The organism is Sphaerisporangium fuscum (assembly GCF_018531465.1).
GTDB lineage: Bacteria > Actinomycetota > Actinomycetes > Streptosporangiales > Streptosporangiaceae > Sphaerisporangium > Sphaerisporangium fuscum.
Genome location: NZ_JAHDTF010000017.1, coordinates 35,466 through 53,558 on the forward strand (window position 1 = coordinate 35,466; position 18,093 = coordinate 53,558).

18 protein-coding genes are annotated in these 18,093 nt (G+C 71.5%); 8 read left to right on the top strand and 10 right to left on the bottom strand.

Translation table 11 applies throughout. The annotated features are described in order from the left end of the window. Positions 1 to 54 precede the first annotated feature (54 nt). The 3 genes from KIK05_RS21530 to KIK05_RS21540 all read left to right on the top strand — a co-directional run bounded on the left by KIK05_RS21530 (position 55) and on the right by KIK05_RS21540 (position 4,678). Positions 55 to 444 (top strand): (deoxy)nucleoside triphosphate pyrophosphohydrolase, encoded by a 390-nt coding sequence (locus tag KIK05_RS21530; protein WP_214412580.1) that lies wholly within the window; start codon positions 55 to 57, stop codon positions 442 to 444. A gap of 103 nt (positions 445 to 547) precedes the next feature. Beyond that, positions 548 to 3,190, top strand: coding sequence for a hypothetical protein (locus tag KIK05_RS21535; protein ID WP_214412581.1), 2,643 nt, complete (start codon positions 548 to 550; stop codon positions 3,188 to 3,190). Positions 3,191 to 3,322: 132 nt separating this feature from the next. Then, positions 3,323 to 4,678: a hypothetical protein gene (locus KIK05_RS21540; protein ID WP_214412582.1), complete on the top strand. Its 1,356-nt coding sequence runs from the start codon at positions 3,323 to 3,325 to the stop codon at positions 4,676 to 4,678. 8 nt (positions 4,679 to 4,686) lie between these two features. On the opposite strand, the gene KIK05_RS21545 is transcribed toward KIK05_RS21540, so the two are convergent. The 4 genes from KIK05_RS21545 to KIK05_RS21560 form a co-directional block, all read right to left on the bottom strand. Next, complete coding sequence (locus tag KIK05_RS21545) at positions 4,687 to 5,886, bottom strand: ABC transporter permease (RefSeq protein WP_214412583.1); 1,200 nt, start codon at positions 5,884 to 5,886, stop codon at positions 4,687 to 4,689. Between the two features lie 166 nt (positions 5,887 to 6,052). Then, complete coding sequence (locus tag KIK05_RS21550; protein WP_214412584.1) at positions 6,053 to 6,775, bottom strand: ABC transporter ATP-binding protein; 723 nt, start codon at positions 6,773 to 6,775, stop codon at positions 6,053 to 6,055. Then, positions 6,772 to 7,833, bottom strand: a complete 1,062-nt coding sequence (locus KIK05_RS21555; protein ID WP_214412585.1) for an efflux RND transporter periplasmic adaptor subunit — start codon at positions 7,831 to 7,833, stop codon at positions 6,772 to 6,774. The genes KIK05_RS21550 and KIK05_RS21555 overlap by 4 nt, the downstream gene beginning before the upstream one ends. After that, positions 7,830 to 8,351 carry a hypothetical protein gene (locus KIK05_RS21560; protein WP_214412586.1) on the bottom strand — a complete coding sequence of 174 codons (522 nt, stop codon included), beginning with the start codon at positions 8,349 to 8,351 and terminating at the stop codon, positions 7,830 to 7,832. The genes KIK05_RS21555 and KIK05_RS21560 overlap by 4 nt, the downstream gene beginning before the upstream one ends. Positions 8,352 to 8,503: 152 nt before the next feature. Here KIK05_RS21560 and KIK05_RS21565 point away from each other — a divergent pair, with 152 nt between their 5' ends. Next, positions 8,504 to 9,157, top strand: a complete 654-nt coding sequence (locus tag KIK05_RS21565; protein ID WP_214412587.1) for a response regulator transcription factor — start codon at positions 8,504 to 8,506, stop codon at positions 9,155 to 9,157. Next, complete coding sequence (locus tag KIK05_RS21570) at positions 9,154 to 10,338, top strand: sensor histidine kinase (protein WP_214412588.1); 1,185 nt, start codon at positions 9,154 to 9,156, stop codon at positions 10,336 to 10,338. The genes KIK05_RS21565 and KIK05_RS21570 overlap by 4 nt, the downstream gene beginning before the upstream one ends. Before the next feature lie 98 nt (positions 10,339 to 10,436). On the opposite strand, the gene KIK05_RS21575 is transcribed toward KIK05_RS21570, so the two are convergent. The 3 genes from KIK05_RS21575 to KIK05_RS21585 all read right to left on the bottom strand — a co-directional run bounded on the left by KIK05_RS21575 (position 10,437) and on the right by KIK05_RS21585 (position 13,023). Beyond that, positions 10,437 to 11,669, bottom strand: a complete 1,233-nt coding sequence (locus KIK05_RS21575) for a cell wall synthesis protein CwsA (RefSeq protein WP_214412589.1) — start codon at positions 11,667 to 11,669, stop codon at positions 10,437 to 10,439. Then, positions 11,666 to 12,190, bottom strand: coding sequence for a SigE family RNA polymerase sigma factor (locus KIK05_RS21580; RefSeq protein WP_214412590.1), 525 nt, complete (start codon positions 12,188 to 12,190; stop codon positions 11,666 to 11,668). Before KIK05_RS21580 ends, KIK05_RS21575 begins: the two co-directional genes overlap by 4 nt. A gap of 407 nt (positions 12,191 to 12,597) precedes the next feature. Beyond that, entirely contained in the window at positions 12,598 to 13,023 is a 426-nt protein-coding gene (locus KIK05_RS21585) for a MarR family winged helix-turn-helix transcriptional regulator (RefSeq protein WP_214412591.1), read from the bottom strand. 52 nt (positions 13,024 to 13,075) lie between these two features. Between KIK05_RS21585 and KIK05_RS21590 the strand changes: the two genes are divergently transcribed. Continuing rightward, the gene (locus KIK05_RS21590) at positions 13,076 to 13,804 is read left to right on the top strand and encodes an SDR family NAD(P)-dependent oxidoreductase (protein ID WP_214412592.1); all 729 of its coding nucleotides are present in this window, start codon (positions 13,076 to 13,078) and stop codon (positions 13,802 to 13,804) included. A gap of 29 nt (positions 13,805 to 13,833) precedes the next feature. On the opposite strand, the gene KIK05_RS21595 is transcribed toward KIK05_RS21590, so the two are convergent. Then, complete coding sequence (locus KIK05_RS21595; RefSeq protein ID WP_214412593.1) at positions 13,834 to 14,145, bottom strand: cupin domain-containing protein; 312 nt, start codon at positions 14,143 to 14,145, stop codon at positions 13,834 to 13,836. 160 nt (positions 14,146 to 14,305) lie between these two features. Here KIK05_RS21595 and KIK05_RS21600 point away from each other — a divergent pair, with 160 nt between their 5' ends. Further along, entirely contained in the window at positions 14,306 to 14,500 is a 195-nt protein-coding gene (locus KIK05_RS21600) for a hypothetical protein (RefSeq protein WP_214412594.1), read from the top strand. Next, a complete protein-coding gene (locus tag KIK05_RS21605; protein ID WP_214412595.1) occupies positions 14,497 to 15,324 on the top strand; it encodes an alpha/beta hydrolase in 828 nt (275 codons plus the stop codon). Before KIK05_RS21600 ends, KIK05_RS21605 begins: the two co-directional genes overlap by 4 nt. 78 nt (positions 15,325 to 15,402) lie before the next feature. On the opposite strand, the gene KIK05_RS21610 is transcribed toward KIK05_RS21605, so the two are convergent. After that, positions 15,403 to 16,176: a succinate dehydrogenase/fumarate reductase iron-sulfur subunit gene (locus tag KIK05_RS21610; RefSeq protein WP_214412596.1), complete on the bottom strand. Its 774-nt coding sequence runs from the start codon at positions 16,174 to 16,176 to the stop codon at positions 15,403 to 15,405. Further along, positions 16,176 to 18,083: a fumarate reductase/succinate dehydrogenase flavoprotein subunit gene (locus KIK05_RS21615; protein ID WP_214412597.1), complete on the bottom strand. Its 1,908-nt coding sequence runs from the start codon at positions 18,081 to 18,083 to the stop codon at positions 16,176 to 16,178. Before KIK05_RS21615 ends, KIK05_RS21610 begins: the two co-directional genes overlap by 1 nt. Positions 18,084 to 18,093: the final 10 nt, after the last annotated feature.

The window sequence follows — 18,093 nt, forward strand, 5'->3', positions numbered from 1 at the left end:
TCGTCGAAGCGTCTTCCAAGCGGGATCGGCGGGGGCTCCCTAGTCTTTACCCGCATGGAGAAGATTGTTGTCGCGGCGGCCATCGTCGAAGAGGGCAGGCTCCTGGCGGCCCAGCGGGCCGGACCCCCCGAGATGGCCGGCGGGTGGGAGTTCCCCGGGGGCAAGGTCGATCCGGGGGAGACCGACCATCAGGCGCTGGTCAGGGAGTGCCGGGAAGAGCTCGGTGTCGACATCGCGGTCGGCGAGAAGATCGGCGGCGACTGGCCGCTCAGCCCCGGGTACGTGATGCGGGTCTGGCTGGCCACGCTGACGTCCGGTATCCCGCATCCCCATGAGCACTTGGCCCTGCGCTGGCTCGCCCCTGACGAGCTCTATGCCATCCCTTGGCTGCCCGCCGACCTTCCCATCGTGAGGGCCGTCCAGGATTTGATCCGGCACTCCTGAACCCGGGTACGATGAGCAGTCACACAGCGTGACTAGTTTGTCGCGTGCTGTATCGGGGAAACGGGGAGCTGCAGTGGCCGATTGGTGGCGACGTGCCAGGGTGGTGTCCGTAGTCGGTGCCGGAGCGCTGATTCTGGGCGGCGGGGGATCCGCCCTCGGCGCGTCCGCGGCGCAGGGGGAGGCGGCGGTGCGGCCGCCGGACGGGGCCGACGGCGCCCAGCTGAGCGTGCGGCTGGTGGGCGTGGCCGATCCGTCGCGGCAGCTCTCGCAGGTACGTCCGGGCGACCTGCTGCGCTTCCAGGTCAGCCTCCAGGGCTTCGCGCAGCGCGCCCGCCTGGCGGTCGTGGCCACTCCCGGCGAGGCTCTCGCCTCGGTCGGATGCCAGGAGGCCCTTCCCAAGCCCGCCAAGCCCGACCGCCGGCTTCGGGTGTGCGACATCGCGGAGGCCACGGGCGCCAAGACGGTCGACGTCGGGCTGAAGGTGCCGCAGGGGGCCCACCGGGTCGGCGTCACCGCCGTGGCCCAGATGCGGAGTCCCGAGGGCGTCCAGTGGATCACCCGCATGGCCGACGTCAAGCTCTACCTCAACGACGCGCCGGAGTACGGCGTGGAGAAGATCGTCAGCGGCGGGAGCGCCTCGACCCTCAGCGGTCCCGCCCCCGCGGGCCCCGGCGTCCTCGACCCCGCCCCCGCCGGCGTGAACGGCGGGGCGACGACGGGCGACGGCGCCGCGGCCGGCCGCGGCACACCCGAGGCCCCGGCGGTCGGCGGCGCGACCGCCTCGACCGTCGACGGTCCGGCCGGCCCGACCGCCGGTGGCCCCACCTCGACTGTCAGCGGTCCCGCCGGCTCGACCGCCGGTGGCCCCACCTCGACCGTCAGCGGCCCCGGCGGTGCGACCGCCGGTGGTCCCACCTCGACCGTCAGCGGTCCCGGCGGTGCGACCGCCGGCGGCCCCGGCTCTACGGTCAGCGATCCCGGCTCTACGGTCGGTGGTCCTGCCTCGGTCGCCGGTGGCCCTGGCTCTGTGGGCAGTGGTCCTGCCTCGACCGTCAGTGGTCCCGCCGCGGCCGGCCTCATGGCTCTCGGACCCGCCCCCACTGCCAAGAACGGCGGCGTCACGGCGGGCGACGGCCTGGAGGCCCGGAACGGCGCAAGCAGCGTCGTCGCGGGGCCGCAGGTCGCGAGTCCGGCGCCTTCGCAGATCCCCGTCCCGGAGGGCTCGCGGCCGGAGGAGCCGCCGCAGGCGCCGGGTGCGCCGCCGCAGAACGGTGGCCCGGGGCGGCCCCAGAGCTCCACGCAGGCACGTTCCTTGCCGGAGGCCGCCGACGCGGCCCTCGCCCCTGCTGAGGCGGGGGAGAACGCGGGAAGTGCCGGTTCGCAAGGCTTGGATATCTTCGGGAAAAGCGACAAATCCGGTAAAAGCGACTTTGGGCGCTTGCCGAGCGCAAGTGCACGGGCGGCCATCAGAGGGCAATCTCCGGAATCCGCGGAGATTTTCGCTGGACCCGAAAACGGCATGTCCAGCATGTCCGCCGGAACCCTGCCCTTCCTCCCGTTCCAGCCGCCCCTGAGCCCCGACCGGACACCGGCCGATTCCCGTCCCGGCCAGCTCACGCCGGGACAGGAGGATTACAGTCCTGGTCAGCTCGCGGCGGGACAGGAGGGCGCGCGTCCTGGCCAGCTGGTGCCGGGGCAGCAGGGCCACCGTCCCGGCCAGGGGGTGCCGGGGCAGGGGGCTTCTGGTTTCGGGCAGGTGGGGCAGTCTGCCGGGCAGGGGACGGAGGGGAGGTCGCGTTCGCAGGCCGGGCAGGCGCCGGGGCAGGGCGCGTCGGGTTCCCTCGGGCGTGACGTTCCGGCGGTCCGTTCACACCCGCAGGTTCGGAGCTCCGGTGGCCCTTCCGAGTCGCCGTACGGGTCCTCGCGGGCAGCGGCAGGCAAGGCCGGCAGGCGCGCCCAGGTCCCGCATCCGGCGCCCGGTGTCACCGCCAGGCCGCCGAAGCACCAGCGGCCGCCGGTGTTCACCGGCGCCCTGCCGGCGCCCATGGCGCTCCAGGCGCCGATGCCCGTCCCGATGGCGCCGGGTGGGGCCGGGAGCAACGGCAAGATCCGGCTGCCTCGGGCGAACGCCATGCCTCCGGGCCCCGCTCTCGTCCCGGTTCCGGGCGCCGGCCAGGCGTACGGCCCCATGATCGCCGCCGGCGCCGGCGCCGGTGCGATGCCGGTGCCCGGCAGGCCCGGCGCGCCAGGCCAGGTCCGGCCCGGCATGCCGGGCCAGATGCCGCCCGGCGCGCCCGGCCAGGTCCAGCCGGGCATGCCCGGCCAGCCGCAGCCGGGCATGTCGGGACAGCCGCAGCCGGGCATGCCGGGTCAGGTTCCCGGTCAGGTTCTGCCCGGGATGCCGGGGCAGCCCCAGTTCGGCATGCCCGGGAAGCCGGGGCAGCCCGGAGTGCCCGGGCAACTCGGGATGCCCGGGCAGCCTGGGATGCCCGGAGTGCCGGGGCAGGGGGCGGTGCCGGGCATGGCTCAGGTCCCGCCGCTGGGTGCGCCGCTGCCCCAGGAGATCCGCCCCGAGAAGCCCCGGCTCATGGCCGACAGCGGTCGTGAGAACCTGGAGATCGTCCGTGGCCTGCCCGCCGCCGTGGCCGCCGTCGTGGTCCTGCTCGGCGCGCTGGCCGTCCAGATGAAGCTGCGCCGGCGGAGGGCCGCCAAGAAATCAGAGCCGCGAGAGGAACTCTCCGCCTGAACGCCCTTTACTGTTCCTTTTGCCGAACTAGTATTTCCCTAGTTCAATTGGCAGAGGTATCGGTCTGGAGGGCGAACGGTGAGCGGACGCGCACGTGTGACTGCCGCGTCCGCAGTGGTCGCATCTCTCGGCTTGACCGGCGCCGTGCTCTTCGCCACGGCGCCGATGACCACCTTCCGGGCCGACGCCGCGCAGGTCGCGGCGGCCGACCCCACCCAGATCGAGCCGACCGATCCGACGATCACCGACGACACCGGTGACCCCGAGGCCGAGCCGACGGTGACGGTCACCATCACCGAGAGTCCCGACCCGACGGTCACCAAGACCACGACGGTCACCCCGAAGCCGACGAAGAAGCCGACCAAGTCGCCGACGGCCAGCAAGTCGCCCAAGCCGACCAAGTCCCCCACGTCGGCCAAGACCTCACCGGTGGTGCCTCCGCCGGCGGCGATCGAGACCCCGCCGTCCAGCACCCCGCTGATCCCCTCCAGCACCCCGCTGGTGCCCAGCACGCCGGCCGAGAGCCCCGCGCCCGACCCGCAGATCTCGCTCGCGCTGGCGTCGCCCACACCGACCCCCTCCCCGTCCGAGACGCCGAGCTCGTCCTTCGATGAGCCCACGCCCGACTCGGTGCCCATCGAGATCCGTAACGCGTCCCCCGAGTACGACCAGCTCACCCTCAGCAGGAAGCTCGCGATCCCGGGCGTGCTGCTGGCCGTCCTGGTGATGCTGGGCATCCTGGTCTTCGAGGGCAGGATCCGCCGGGTCGCGCACGCGGCGGCGATCCGCAAGGCCGGGCCGCGCGGCCGGGGCAGGAGCCGGGGCGACGACTTCCCCGGCCAGCCGATGCCGGGCTACCCCGTCTTCCAGGGCGGCATGGCGTACGCGCCGATCATCAGCTTCGTCCCCGTCCAGGGCTATCCGGCGCCGGGGCAGACGCACCCGGGCGGTCCGGGGTACGTCCCGGGTCAGGGATACGTGCCGGGTGAGGGGTATGTCGGCGGGCACGGATTCGTCCCCGGTCAGACCTACCCGCCGATGTCCGAGCACGGCTTCCCGGTTCCGCACGACCCGCAGGCGTACGGCGCGGCGTACGAGCAGGGCCTCGCCGGCCCGGTCGCGCTGCCGGCCGCCGGGCCCGCCGAGCCCTGGCCGCGCGCCGACCAGGCGGATGCCACCGCGACCTTCCCCGCCGTCGGGGAGCAGCCCGGGGCGGGGCAGCCAGGGCCCGCACAGGACAGCACCGCGGCCTTCCCCGCCGTCGGCGAACAGCCCGGGGCGGGGCTCGCGCAGGACGCCGCGTCCCCGTCCGGCCCCGTGGCCGGTCCGGCGGACGGGCCCGCGCCGTCGTCCCCGGCGACCGACGGCGCGACCCTGTGGGGACCGCTCCCCACGCCCCCGGCGGCGGGCGGCGCGCCCGGTGCGGCGACCCCCGACGCCAAGCCCCGTCGCGGCCTCCTCGGCCGCTTCCGCCGCGACCCTTCCTGACCCGCCCGCTACTGGGTGGCGAGGGCGACCGTGGGGGACAGCCGGGCGGCGCGCATGGCCGGGTAGAGCCCCGCGATCGTGCCGATGACCAGCGTCGCGCCGATCCCGCCGCCCAGCGCCCACGGTGGTACGACGGCCGGCCAGCCGCGTGACAGCGCGTACGCCGTGGTGGCCAGCGCCCCGGCCATCGAGCCGAAGATGCCGCCGAGCGCCGACAGCAGCAGCGATTCGGCCAGGAACTGGATCCGCACCTGCCCCCGCGTCGCCCCCAGGGACCGCCGCAGGCCGATCTCCCGGCGCCGCTCCAGCACGGAGATCACCATGGTGTTGGCCACTCCCACGCCTCCGACCAGCAGCGCCACCGCGCCGAGGCCGAGCAGGAGGTTGGTGAAGGCGCCCGCGGCCGCGGCCCTGGCGGCCAGCGCGTCCGACGGTCTGCTGACCTGGACCTCGTTCGGGTTCTCGGGGTTGACGGTGCGCGGCAGTACGTCCCGTACGGCCTCGACGGACTCCTCGGCCGAGCGCTCGTAGATCGTTGTGGCGTATCCGTCGAAGTCCAGGTACTTCTCGGCGGCCGGGAAGCCGACGAGGGCCGAGCGTTCGATCTCGGGGGCCAGCGGCATCGGGTCCAGGATGCCGATCACGGTGAACCACCGGTCGCCCATCCACACCCGCACACCCGTCCTGGTGATGCCGAGCCGGGCGGCGGCCTCCGAGCCGAGGACGACGGCGGGTTGCCGTCCGGTGGCGTCGTTGAGCCATGTCCCCTTCGCGACACGGCCCTCCAGGGTGGTCAGCAGCTCGGTGCTCGCGGCCTGGACGGTGATGCCTCCCGTGACGGCCTCGGGGATGCGGTCGGTGCGCCGGACGCTGGTGTCGACGGAGCCGGTGGCCGACGCCGTCCGTACCGGGCCGATCCGTTCGACCATGTCGAGCGCGGTGGTGGGCAGCTTCGCGTCCTCCCCGAACAGGGTGCGGCCGGGGGAGACGGTGAGCAGGTTGGTGCCGAGCCGGTCGAGCTGGCGCAGCAGTTGCTCCCGGGACGAGGACGAGATGCCGATCACGGCGATCATGGTGGCGATGCCGATCGCGATGCCGAGCGCCGACAGGACCACCCGGGTCGGCCGCGCCCGCAGCCCGGCCGCGCCGACCCGCAGCACATCCGGTGGCCCGAGCCGCGCGGGGCGGAGCCGCCGCTCGCCAGTCACGTCCGCCCCCCTTTCCACTCGCCGGCCCCGCCGCCGCGGCGACGCTTCGTGGCCGCGGTGCCGATCCCGTCGACCCGCCGATGCTTCGTGATCGCGATGCCGATCCCGCCGTCGCGCCGACGCTTTATGGCCGCGGTGCCGATCCCGTCTTCACGCCGATGGCACGTCATGTCCGGACCCCCTTCGTGATCTCCGTTGGGCGGTGGGTGCCGTCGCCCTCGTCGGTGACGATGCGGCCGTCGCGGACGCGGACCCGGCGGGGGCACCACTCGGCGATCTCCGCGTCGTGCGTGATGATCGCGATGGTGGTCCCCGCCGCGTGCAGGTCCCGCAGCACGCCCAGGACCTCGGCCCCCGCGGCGGAGTCGAGGTTCCCGGTGGGTTCGTCGGCCAGCAGCAGCGGCGGGTCGCCCGCGACGGCGCGGGCCACCGCGACCCGCTGCTGCTCGCCGCCCGACAGCTGGTTCGGCCGGTGTCCCAGCCGGTGGCCGAGCCCGACCCGTTCCAGCGCCGCCGCGGCCCGCTCGCGCCGTTCCCGCCGGGGGACACCGCTGTACAGCAGGCCCTCGGCCACGTTGTCCAGCGCGCTCACCCCCGGGGCCAGGTGGAACTGCTGGAAGACGAACCCCAGCGTCCGGCCGCGCAGGGCCGACAGCTCGCGGTCGGACAGCTCCGCGACGTCGTACCCGTCGATGCGGACGGTGCCGCTGCTCGGCCGGTCCAGGGTTCCGATCATGTGGAGCATGGTGGACTTGCCGGAACCGGACGGACCCACGATGGCGAGCAGTTCGCCGCCCGCCACCGTCAGGTCCACGCCGCGCAGTGCCTGGACGTGGCCGCCGTACACCTTCGTCACCGCGCGGAGCTCCACGATGGACGACGCGCTCATTCGGCCGGCACCCCGACCTTCGTGCCCTCCGACAGGCCGGCGCCGGTGATCTCCACCTTGCCGCCGCCGAACGCGCCGGTCTCCACGGGCACGATGTGGGTACGCCCGGCCTCCACCACCTCGACGCCGAACCCGCCCTCGCGCAGCGCCAGCAGCGCCTCCACCGGCACGGCGAGCACGTTCCTGTGCCGCTCGCTCTCCATTTCCACGTCCACGGGGGCCTGGTCGAGCCGGGTCTTCGGGGCCTTGGTGAGGGTGATGTCGACGTCGATGGTGGTCTTGCCGCTCTGGTCCTGGCCGGAGCTCGCCTTGGCGACCGCGCCGACCGAGCTGATCTTCCCGGTCACGGTCTCGCCGCCGGGCAGCTCCACCTTCACCTTGGCGCCCTTGCGGGCGAGCGTCTGGTCGGCGGTGTCGAGGTCGACGTGCACGAGCCGGCGGACGCCGCTGACGGTGAGGACCGGCCGTCCGGGCTGGACGCGGTCGCCGACCTCGACCTTGGCCTCGGTGACCCGCGCCACCCCTGGCAGGAACACCACCTGCGAGCCGTCGACCCGGCCGGTCTCCGGCAGTCCCCGGTCGTCCTGCCACTCCTTGACCGTCAGGTAGGTGGCGTAGCTGAAGTGGTCGTCCACGGTGAGGTACTCCCCGTACCCGAGGGCCTTGAGGTTGCGCTCCAGCTGCTCCACGTCCGGCCCGTCCGAGACGCCCTCCCGCAGCTCACGGTAGAGCGGCAGCCTGCCGTACATGAGGACCACCGGCTTGCGGTCCACCTTGAGCAGCGGGCGGCCGCGGCGGACCACCGCGCCCTCGTCGGCGACCCAGGTGACGGTGCCGGAGGCGTCCGTGCTCAGGTGGCGCTCCCCGGAGTAGGTGAGCGAGCCGTCGACGGTCTTGGTGTCCACGAGGTCCTCGCGGGTGACCGCCGCCGTGGCCGGCGCGGCCGCCGTACGGGGCGTCGCCGCGCCGCTGCCGGGTTGGCCGAACGTCACCACCGCCGCCCAGGCGGCGGCGACCGCGAGCAGGCCGGCGCCGGTGACGGTCAGAGCCTTCCTCATGACGGGCCTCCGCCCGGCGCGAACTCCTTGCACGCCTCGTTGGCGGCGTCGACCTTCTCCTTCGGGGTCCCCGCCGGGATGTTGATCTCGACCCTGCCGTCGGCGGCCGGGTCCTTCATGGGGATGCCGTGCTCGCGCATGCACTGGGCGAACTTGAGCATCTGGTCCTGCATCTTCGGGTCGGGCTTGCCCGCCTTGTCGCCGACCACGGCGTCCATGAAGTGCTTGCACGCCTGCTGGGCGTCGGCGATCTTCTGCTGGTCCCCCTTGCCGCCCTGGATGCGGATAGCCCCGTCGGAGCCGGGGTCCTTCATGTCGACGCCGTGCTCGCGCATGCACTGGGCGAACTTGATCCCCGCCTCCTTGCGGTCGGTGGAGCCCGGACCCGACGCCGAGGCGGCGGGTTTCGCCGTACCGCCGCCCGCGCTCGCCACGCCGTCGTTCCCGGCGGGCGCACCACACGCGCCCAGCGCCAGCAGAAGCGGGACGGCGGCCAGTATCGGTCGGATCGCCTTCATGACTGTCACTCCTCGGCACCGCGGGTCGTTCGCCACGCGGTGCGAGACACACTTCAGCCGTGCCGGTGCTAAACGCGGATAAGCCAGAGATCGCCTTACTCGCGGCTAACACCCGATCCGCCACCCTCGGTCGCAGAGGGAAGGGGCCGAGGATGCGGGTGCTGGTCGTCGAGGACGAGGAGGAGCTGGCCGACGTCATCGCGCGCGGTCTGCGGCTGCACGCGATGGCCGTCGACGTCGTCTACGACGGCGAAGAGGCGTTGGAGATGGCCGCCTACGTCCACTACGACGTCGTCGTGCTGGACCGCGACCTGCCCGAGGTCCACGGGGACGAGGTCTGCCGCGAACTGGCGGCCGGGAACGCGGCCGACCGCATCCTCATGCTGACGGCCGCCGGGCAGATCCGCGACCGCGTCGACGGGCTGTCGCTGGGCGCTGACGACTACCTGACCAAGCCGTTCGCCTTCGCCGAGCTGGTCGCGCGGATCCGTGCCCTGTCCCGCCGGGCGCCGCGCACGCCTCCGTCCACGCTCCAGCGGGCAGGGATCACCCTGGACCCCGCTCGCCGTACCGTCAGCCGTGACGGACGGGAGGTCGCGCTCAACCGCAAGGAGTTCGACGTGCTGCACGAGCTGCTCCGCGCCGAGGGGCGGCTGGTCACCGCGGCCGAGCTGCGCAGGACCGTGTGGGACGAGTACGCCGACGCCGGCAGCGGGGTCCTGCGCGTCACGATCACCTCCCTGCGCAGGAAGCTGGGCGTCCCGGTGCTGATCGAGAACGAGCCCGGCAAGGGGTACCGGCTGTGAGCCGCCCCCCGTACGGCGCGCGGGCGCGGCAGTGGTGGGAGAGGCGCCGGCTGCGGATGCGGCTCACGCTGCTGTACGGCGCGCTGTTCTTCGCCGCCGGGTCCGTGCTGCTCTGGCTCACCTACCTGCTGACCGCCCGTGCACTGAGCCAGCAGTTCAACGTTCGGTTCCTGAGCAAGACCGGTCCTATGTCCGACGGGGCCGTAGGCCCGGGTGACGACACGCTGCTCAAGGTCGCGCAGTTCGACGTCGAGCAGAAGACGAGCAGCGTGCTGAGCGAGATGGTGCGCTCGTCGCTCATCGTCATGATCCTCATCGGGATCATCGCGCTGCTGCTGGGGTACCTGGTCGCCGACCGCGGGCTGCGGCCCCTGGAGCGGGTGACCGCGGCCGCGGAACGGCTTTCGGAGAGCACGCTGCACGAACGCATCGCGCTCAGCGGCCCGCAGGACGAGGTGAAGCGGCTGGCCGACACCTTCGACACCATGCTCGACCGGCTGCACCGGGCGTTCGACGTGCAGCGGAGGTTCATCGGCAACGCCGCCCACGAGCTGCGCACGCCGCTCGCCATCAACCGGACGGTGCTGGAGGTGTCGCTGGAGGAACCCGAGGCCTCCAGCGACCTCAAGGCCATGGCCCGCGCGCTGCTCGGTACCAACGCCCGCTACGAGCGGCTGATCGAGGGCCTGCTGCTGCTGGCGCAGTCGGAGCAGGAACTCACCGTCCGCAAGACCGTGGACGTCGAGCAGGTCGTGCGCATCGTGCTGGAACAGCCCGGCCTGCAGCCGCGCAAACGGCGCGTGACCGTCCACCACGACCTGAGCCGGGCGCTGGTCCAGGGCGATCCGCTCTTCCTGGAGCGATGCGTGTCGAACCTGGTGGAGAACGCGATCAAGTACAACGTGCGGGACGGCGAGGTGTGGGTGAGGCTGCGCCGGGACGGCGGCGGCGCGACCCTCACGGTGGAGAACACCGGCAAACCGATCGCGGAGTACGAGGTGGACGAGCTGTTCGAGCCGTTCCGGCGGCAGCAGGGTGAGCGGGTCGGCTCCGCGCGGGGCGCCGGCCTCGGCCTGTCGATCGTCCGCGCCATCGTCAAGGCCCACGACGGCACCATCACCGCCCACCCCCGCCCCGAGGGCGGCCTGACCGTCACCGTACGCCTGCCCGCGCCGCCGTGACGGCCCGCGCGCTGTGAAGGTCCTCGCAATGCGGTGCTTCGCGCAATTCGGCGAGAGCCTGTCCTGTGGGGGGCAAACCCCCCACACCCCGCGGGCGATTACGGGATCTTGGATAGGTCGATCACGTACATACCGCTCTTGATCTTGTAGGACATGAGACGGCCGGTGATGCGGTCGGGCACGGGGACCTCGCCACGGGTGGCCTCCTCCCGGATGCCGAGGTCGGCGACGGTGCCGGTGTTCAGGTCGTACAGCCCCAGGCCGGGGCGGTCGTCGAAGAGGTTGCGGATGTAGAAGCGGCTCTGGCTCGGCGGTTCCGGTATCTGGAACCCGCTGGGGATCTCCTTCTGCTGGGAGCCGTCACGCAGCCGGGTGAAGGTCTTTTCGTCCTTGGTCCCGCCGATACAGGTCCGCACCCCGCAGGCGATCAACTGCTCGCCTGGGTTGACGACGGCCGTGCTGGTCTGGCCGGTCTCCAGGTTGACGAGTTGGGTGAACGGTGGCTTGTCGTGCGATGTGGCACCCGGTGAACCGGCCCACGGCCACGACAGCAGGTGCAGGCCGTCACCGCGCGGGACCGGTGTCACGGCTCCTCCCGTCAGCGGCACGCTGAACACCCCTCCCTGCGGCAGCGAGAACACGACGTTGCCGTTGGCCACGTCGAAACCGTCGACGGGGGGAATGGCGCCGTTCTCGATCTTCTGCTCGGCCGCCAACCGGGGCTCGCCGCCGTCCAGCGGCGCGGTCCAGATGTGCACGGCCCGCTTCGTCATCGTCCACCAGGCCACCTGGCCGTCGCCGACGCTGAAATCCGCGGCGAGTTGCATGGTCCCCTTCGGCGTGGTGACGTCGGCGATCTTCCGTAGTTTCTGGAGGTCCAGGTCGTAGCTGTAGAGCACCTCGGTCTTGTCGAAACTGCGCCAGGCCCTGACCAGCAGCGTCCGGTCGTCGATGAACAGGATCGGCCGCAATTCCCGCCCGTCCTGGTCCTTCGCCGGCATCTTGTACACGGCCTGCGGCCACACGTCCTCGATCGCCCCTTTGAAGAGGATGACCGGCACGGGCGTGGCGCCCGATCCGGTGACCGTGACAGATGGGACGCTGGAGGGGGTGGCGGCCGGTGACGGCCCCTGATCGCCACCGACACGCGACCCCAGGACGACGCCGCCCGCGACCACCACCACGGCCGCCGCGGCGAGCAGCGCCTGGGACCGGTTCCTGCGCCGCTGGTGGCCCTTCTCCAGCTCTCCCGCCAGCACGCCGGGCAGCCGAGGAGCCTGGTCGGCCGCGTGCTCCAAGGTCCTGCGCAACGTGGATTCGAAGTCGTTCATTTCCGCCCCCTGTTCTCCGCCTTGACGCTGTCGGGAATCCGGATTCCGTCCACCGGCACGGCGGACCGGAGCTTGTCCAGCGCGCGTGACACCTGGCTTCGTACGGTTCCCCGTGAGATGCCCAGGGTCGAGGCGATCTCCTCGTCGCTCAGCCCCTCGTAGTACCGCAGGACCACCACCGCCCGCTGCTTGCGCGGCAGCCCGGCCAGCGCGTCCCACATCGCCTGTTCGTCGCCGTTGGGCAGCACGTCGTGGTAACCGTGTTCCGGCAACTCCCAGGCGAGCAACTCGCGCCGCCGCAGTCGCCAGGTGGCCGTGTGCATCCTGGCCATGGTCGTGCGCACGTACTTCTCGGCGTTCTCTTCGGCCCGTAGCCTCGGCCAGGCGGCGCGTAGCTTCAGCAGCGCCTCCTGCACCAGGTCGGCCGCGTCGTGCGGGTTGCCGGCCAGCACGTAGCCGTAGCGCAACAGCGCCTCGCCACGTTCGGCGACGAACCCCGCGAACCGCGGATCTGCGTCCAACTGCCTCCGCCCTTCGTCATATCCGTCACCACTCAGAGAGCGCCGAGGGGCGAACTGTTGCATCTTCCGTCGCCGTAGGAATCCGGATGCGGGCCGCGTGCCATCATGACCGGGTGGCCGTCCGGCGGAAGACCGGTGTGGACGGTCTGATCTACGCGCCGTTCGTCCGCTGGATCTCCGAGAGGTTCGGCATCCATGCCGAGGGGCGGGGCAGCCTGAGCCGTGAGGAACTGGGGGAGTCCGTCCAGGACGGCGCGCTCGTCATGGCCTCGGTGCACCACACCATCCGGTGGCCCGACCGCAGGCCTCCTGATCGCGGCGGCCATCTGGTTCTCGTCACGGCTGCCGGCGACGGCCACCTGGTCTTCAACAACCCGTCGGGACTGCCCGGCCTCAACCAGCGCTGGTCACCGGTCGGTCAGGAGCGCCGCCATGCGCAGCAGAGCCTCGCGGTCCTGGGGGGACAGCCGGTCGAGCAGGTGCTCGCGCACTGCTCTGGCGTGGACCGGCCGGGCCTGGTGGAGCATGGCGCGTCCGTGTTCGGTGAGCAGCACGGTGGTGCCGGTCGGCCCCTTCTCGCGGTGGACCAGGCCACGCTCGGTCATGCGGGTCAGCTGATGGGACATCGCCCCCTTGGTCAGCTGCATGGATTCGGTCAGGGCCTGCTGGCCCAGGCTCCCGCCGTGGTCCTCCAACCGGTAGATGACGCCGTAGTCGGTGCCGGACAGCCCGGTGCCGGCGGTGATGTCCGTGATGACGCGGCGGGTGACCACCATGCCGAGGGTCTTGCAGGCGTGCCATACCGCGAGGTCGTCACTGCTGAGCGCGTTCATGGCACCAGCATAGGTTGTCATGGCAACCACGCTTGTGGTTCGCTGGGTTGCCATGACAACCACAGTGATCGTGACCGGCGGTTCCTCCGGCATCGGCCGCGGCGTGTGCGAACGCCTCGGGCGTAAGGGCTGGAACGTGGCCGTCGCCTACCGCCACGGCGCCGACCGGGCCGCGGAGACCGCCACCGTGATACGGGAGGGCGGCGGTGCGGCGATCGCCGTCCGAGCGGACGTCACGCGCCGGTCCGACGTCGGTGCCCTGTTCGATCGCGCGCAGGAGGCGTTCGGCGGCATCGACGCCCTCGTCACCTGCGCCGGAGCCAGCGCGGTCCGGTCCGTCGCCGACAGCGACGACGCCCTGGTCGCCGAGCAGATCGGCGTCAACCTCCTCGGGTCGCTCTACTGCATGCAGGAGGCCGCCGGCCGTCTGCGCCCCGGCGGCGGCATCGTCAACGTCTCCTCCTCCGCGGTCGCCGTCGGATTCCCGGGCCTCGGCCTGACGCTGGCGGCCAAGGCCGGCGTCGAGGCGCTGACCCGCGTGCTGGCCAAGGAACTCGGATCGCGCGGCGTCAGGGTCAACGCCGTCGCCCCTGGCCTGCTGGACACCCCGACGTTCCGGGCGGGCAAGACCGACCAGGACCTGCGTCGCATGGCGGACCAGGTCCCCCTGCGGCGCCTCGGCGAGGTCGAGGAGGTCGCCGAGGCCATCGTCCACCTGCTCAGCCCCGAGGCGTCCTGGGTCAACGCGCAGGTCCTGCGCGTCAACGGCGGTTACCTGTGAGAGTGAGGCCACGAAAACGGCCCGACCGGCTAGCCAAGGGATTCGGTGATCTTGGTCATCGGCCCTCCCGCGTCACCTGTGTTGAGCGTTCCCAGAGGCTCCACCAGCAGGATGGCGGTCTCCTCCTCGGCCACCGGACAGTGCTCGACGCCGCGGGGCACCACATACAGCTGGCCGGGTTCCAGTACGACGTCCCCCTTCCTCAGCCGGATCGTGAGCCGGCCGCTGATGACCAGGTACAGCTCGTCGGTCCCCGGGTGGGTATGCCAGACGAATTCCCCTTCAGCTTGGCGAGTTTGATCTCGTAGTCGTTGAGGTCCGCGATCTTCTTCTGCGTCCACAACTCGCTGAACTGGGAGAGCTTGTCGCTGATGTTGACGGGATCAAGAGAGAGGGGCATGTGACATGCCTTTCGAACGGGCGCCACCTCAACAGGGGTGGTTTCGGCTGGTGTGACGTGCCTGGCCCGCTCGTCTGCCGTCCGTCTTGTACGTTTCTGGCATGGTCGCCCACCGCCCGCCGACGACGATCAAGGCCTGGCGGCCTCCGGTGCCGGGCATCGCCGAGGTCTTCCACGCGCACTTCACCGACCACGCCTATCCGGCGCATACCCAGATCGACATCGAGTGCCCTACGTTGAGTCGAGCCCGTCTCCCGCTGACCATCCGTCCGATCATCAGAAACGAGAGCCCGTGACCGTTCCCAACCTGTCCGAACTCCGCGACGGGACACGCAGGCGGGCCGGCGCCCGCCCCCGGGGCCCCGCGCTGGCCGGCGTGGAGGACCTCCGGGGGGCGAACGGCGTGCCGCTGCGGCACTACCGGCCGTCCGACGACGAACGGCCCCTGGTGGTGTACGTTCACGGCGGTGCGTGGGTGATCGGTGACCTCGACACCCACGACCGCACGTGCCGGCGCATCGCCGACGCCTGCGACGTGGAGGTCCTCGCCGTCGACTACCGCCTGGCGCCCGAGCATCCGTACCCGGCGGCCGTCGAGGACGTGGTGGAGGTGCTGCGCGAGGCCCGGCCCGTGGCGGTGGCGGGCGACAGCGCGGGCGGCCACCTGGCGACCATGGCCTGCCTTCGGCTGCGGGACGCCGGAGAGCCGCTGCCCGCCGTGCAGATCCTGATCTGTCCCAACACCGACCTGACGCTGTCACAGCCCAGCATCGAGGAGAAGGGATCCGGCTACGCCCTCGACGCCGACTTCCTGACCTGGGCCGTCACGCAGTGGACGCCCGAGGAGGCCGTGCGCGAGGAGGCGAGCCCGCTGCTGGCGCCGGACCTGCGCGGCATGCCCGACACGATCATCGTGACCGCCGAGCACGACGCGCTGCGTGACGAAGGGGACGCCTACGCGCGGCGGCTGGCGCAGGCGGGAGTGCGGGTGGTGCACCGGCAGGAGGCCGGGCTGACGCACGGCTTCATCCAGGGCATGGACCTGACCTCTCCGGAGGCGGCCGCCGCTCAGGACCGGCTGTTCGCCGACATCACGGCCCTGGTCCACGGAGCAAGGTGACCCAAGGGCGTCCCACCCTGGTGCGCGGGAGCGTGCTGACGGAAGGGGCGCCGGAGCGGGCCTCCGGCGCCCCCCGTGTCAGCTCGACTTCGAGGTGGACGAGCTGGAGTGCTTGAAGATCTTGTTACCGAGCCACACCAGCGGGTCGTACCTGCGGTCGACGACACGCTCCTTCATCGGGATCAGCGCGTTGTCGGTGATCTTGATGTGCTCGGGGCAGACCTCGGTGCAGCACTTGGTGATGTTGCAGTAGCCGAGGCCGTGCTCCTCCTGCGCGGCGTTCTTGCGGTCGGCCACGTCGTAGGGGTGCATGTCGAGCTCGGCGATCCGCATGAGGAAGCGCGGGCCCGCGAAGGCCTGCTTGTTCTCCTCGTGGTCACGGATCACGTGGCAGACGTTGTTGCACATGAAGCACTCGATGCACTTGCGGAACTCCTGGGACCGCTCGACGTCGATCTGCTGCATGCGGTACTCGCCCGGCTTGACGTTCTCCGGCGGGGTGAACGACGGGATCTCGCGCGCCTTCTGGTAGTTGAAGGACACGTCCGTCACCAGGTCCTTGATGACGGGGAAGGTGCGCATCGGCGTGACCGTGATGGTCTCGTCCTCGGTGAACGTCGACATCCGGGTCATGCAGCCGAGGCGCGGCCTGCCGTTGATCTCCATGGAACACGAGCCGCACTTGCCGGCCTTGCAGTTCCAGCGGACCGCCAGGTCCGGGGCCTGCGTGGCCTGCAACCTGTGGATGACGTCGAGGACGACCTCGCCCTCGTTGACCTCGACGACGAAGTCCTCGAGCTTGCCCTCGCCGCCCTCGCCGCGCCAGACGCGGAACTTGGCCTTGTAACCCATCAGGACTCCTTAACGAGCGCGTCGTAGTCCGCCAGCTCTTCGGGGGTGACGTACTTACTGAGCTCCGCCCGGTCGAACAGTTTGATCAGGTCCTCCCTCATCGGAGGCTGGATCTTCTCCTCGACGGTGACCTCACCGCCGGCGGTCAGGCCGACCTGCAGCAGCTTGCGCCGCCACTCCGACGACATCGCGGGGAAGTCGTCGCGGGTGTGGCCGCCGCGGCTCTCCTCCCTCAGCAGCGCCGCGCGGGCGACGCACTCCGACACCAGCAGCATGTTGCGCAGGTCGAGCGCGAGGTGCCAGCCGGGGTTGTAGATGCGCCCGCCGGGCGCTCCGGCGTTGGCCGCCCGCTCCTTGAGCTTCTCGACGACCTCCAGGGCCTGCTTGATCTCCTCGGCCTTGCGGATGATGCCGACGAGGTCGTTCATGGTGCGCTGAAGCTCGTGGTGGACCTCGTAAGGATTCTCCCCCCCGGTCCGGTTGAGCGGTGAGGTGGCCTCGGCCTCGGCCTCCCGCAGCGTCGCGTCGGAGACGACGGGCCGCGCGGCGAGGCCGTCGATGTACGCCGCGGCGCCGGCGCCGGCCCGGCGGCCGAACACCAGCAGGTCGGACAGGGAGTTGCCGCCCAGACGGTTGGAGCCGTGCATGCCGCCCGACACCTCGCCGGCGGCGAACAGGCCCGGCACCGAGGAGGCGCCGGTGTCGGCGTCGACCTCCACGCCGCCCATGATGTAGTGGCAGGTCGGCCCGACCTCCATGGGCTCGGCGGTGATGTCGACGTCGGCCAGCTCCTTGAACTGGTGGTGCATCGACGGCAGCCGCTTGACGATCTCGGCGGCCGGGAGCCGGCTCGACACGTCGAGGAACACCCCGCCGTGCGGCGAGTTGCGGCCGGCCTTCACCTCCGAGTTGATGGCGCGGGCCACCTCGTCACGCGGCAGCAACTCCGGGGGACGCCGGTTGTTGGCCTGGTCGTCGTACCAGCGGTCGGCCTCCTCCTCGGTGGTGGCGTACTTGTCCTTGAACACCTCGGGGATGTAGTCGAACATGAACCGCTTGCCCTCGGAGTTGCGCAGCACCCCGCCGTCGCCGCGCACCGACTCGGTGACGAGGATCCCGCGCACCGACGGCGGCCACACCATGCCGGTCGGGTGGAACTGGATGAACTCCATGTTGATCAGCTTCGCGCCGGCCAGCAGCGCGAGGGCGTGCCCGTCACCGGTGTACTCCCAGGAGTTGGAGGTGACGGTGTACGACTTGCCGATGCCGCCGGTGGCGAGGACGACCGCGGGCGCGTCGAAGCAGATGAGCCTGCCGGTCTCGCGCCAGTAGCCGAAGGCGCCGCTGATCGGGGCGTCCTCGGCCGCGGACTCCTTGAGCAGCCGCGTGATCGTGCACTCGGCGAAGACCTTGATGTACGCCTCGGGGTCGCCGTGGAGCTTCTCGTCCTCCTGCTGGAGGGCGACGACCCGCTGCTGGAGGGTGCGGATCAGCTCCAGGCCGGTGCGGTCGCCGACGTGGGCGAGGCGAGGGTACTCGTGGCCGCCGAAGTTACGCTGGCTGATCTTGCCGTCCTTGGTGCGGTCGAACAGCGCGCCCCAGGCCTCCAGCTCCCAGACGCGGTCCGGCGCCTCCTTGGCGTGCAGCTCGGCCATCCGCCAGTTGTTGAGGAACTTGCCGCCGCGCATGGTGTCGCGGAAGTGCACCATCCAGTTGTCGGACGGGTTGACGTTGCCCATGGCCGCGGCGGCGCCGCCCTCGGCCATGACCGTGTGGGCCTTGCCGAACAGCGACTTGCAGACGATGGCCGTTCGCTTGCCCTGCTGCCGGGCCTCGATAGCCGCCCGGAGACCGGCGCCGCCCGCTCCGATGACGACGACGTCGTATTCGTGACGCTCGATTTCCACTGGTGATCGA

Bases quoted from the DNA above. Each gene is read 5' to 3' on its own strand.
- KIK05_RS21585 (WP_214412591.1), bottom strand. From the start codon at position 13,023: ATGAACGCGCTCAGCAGTGACGACCTCGCGGTATGGCACGCCTGCAAG.
- KIK05_RS21550 (WP_214412584.1), bottom strand. From the start codon at position 6,775: ATGAGCGCGTCGTCCATCGTGGAGCTCCGCGCGGTGACGAAGGTGTAC.
- KIK05_RS21600 (WP_214412594.1), top strand. From the start codon at position 14,306: ATGGTCGCCCACCGCCCGCCGACGACGATCAAGGCCTGGCGGCCTCCG.
- KIK05_RS21575 (WP_214412589.1), bottom strand. From the start codon at position 11,669: ATGAACGACTTCGAATCCACGTTGCGCAGGACCTTGGAGCACGCGGCC.
- KIK05_RS21530 (WP_214412580.1), top strand. From the start codon at position 55: ATGGAGAAGATTGTTGTCGCGGCGGCCATCGTCGAAGAGGGCAGGCTC.
- KIK05_RS21555 (WP_214412585.1), bottom strand. From the start codon at position 7,833: ATGAGGAAGGCTCTGACCGTCACCGGCGCCGGCCTGCTCGCGGTCGCC.
- KIK05_RS21560 (WP_214412586.1), bottom strand. From the start codon at position 8,351: ATGAAGGCGATCCGACCGATACTGGCCGCCGTCCCGCTTCTGCTGGCG.
- KIK05_RS21565 (WP_214412587.1), top strand. From the start codon at position 8,504: ATGCGGGTGCTGGTCGTCGAGGACGAGGAGGAGCTGGCCGACGTCATC.
- KIK05_RS21610 (WP_214412596.1), bottom strand. From the start codon at position 16,176: ATGGGTTACAAGGCCAAGTTCCGCGTCTGGCGCGGCGAGGGCGGCGAG.
- KIK05_RS21590 (WP_214412592.1), top strand. From the start codon at position 13,076: ATGACAACCACAGTGATCGTGACCGGCGGTTCCTCCGGCATCGGCCGC.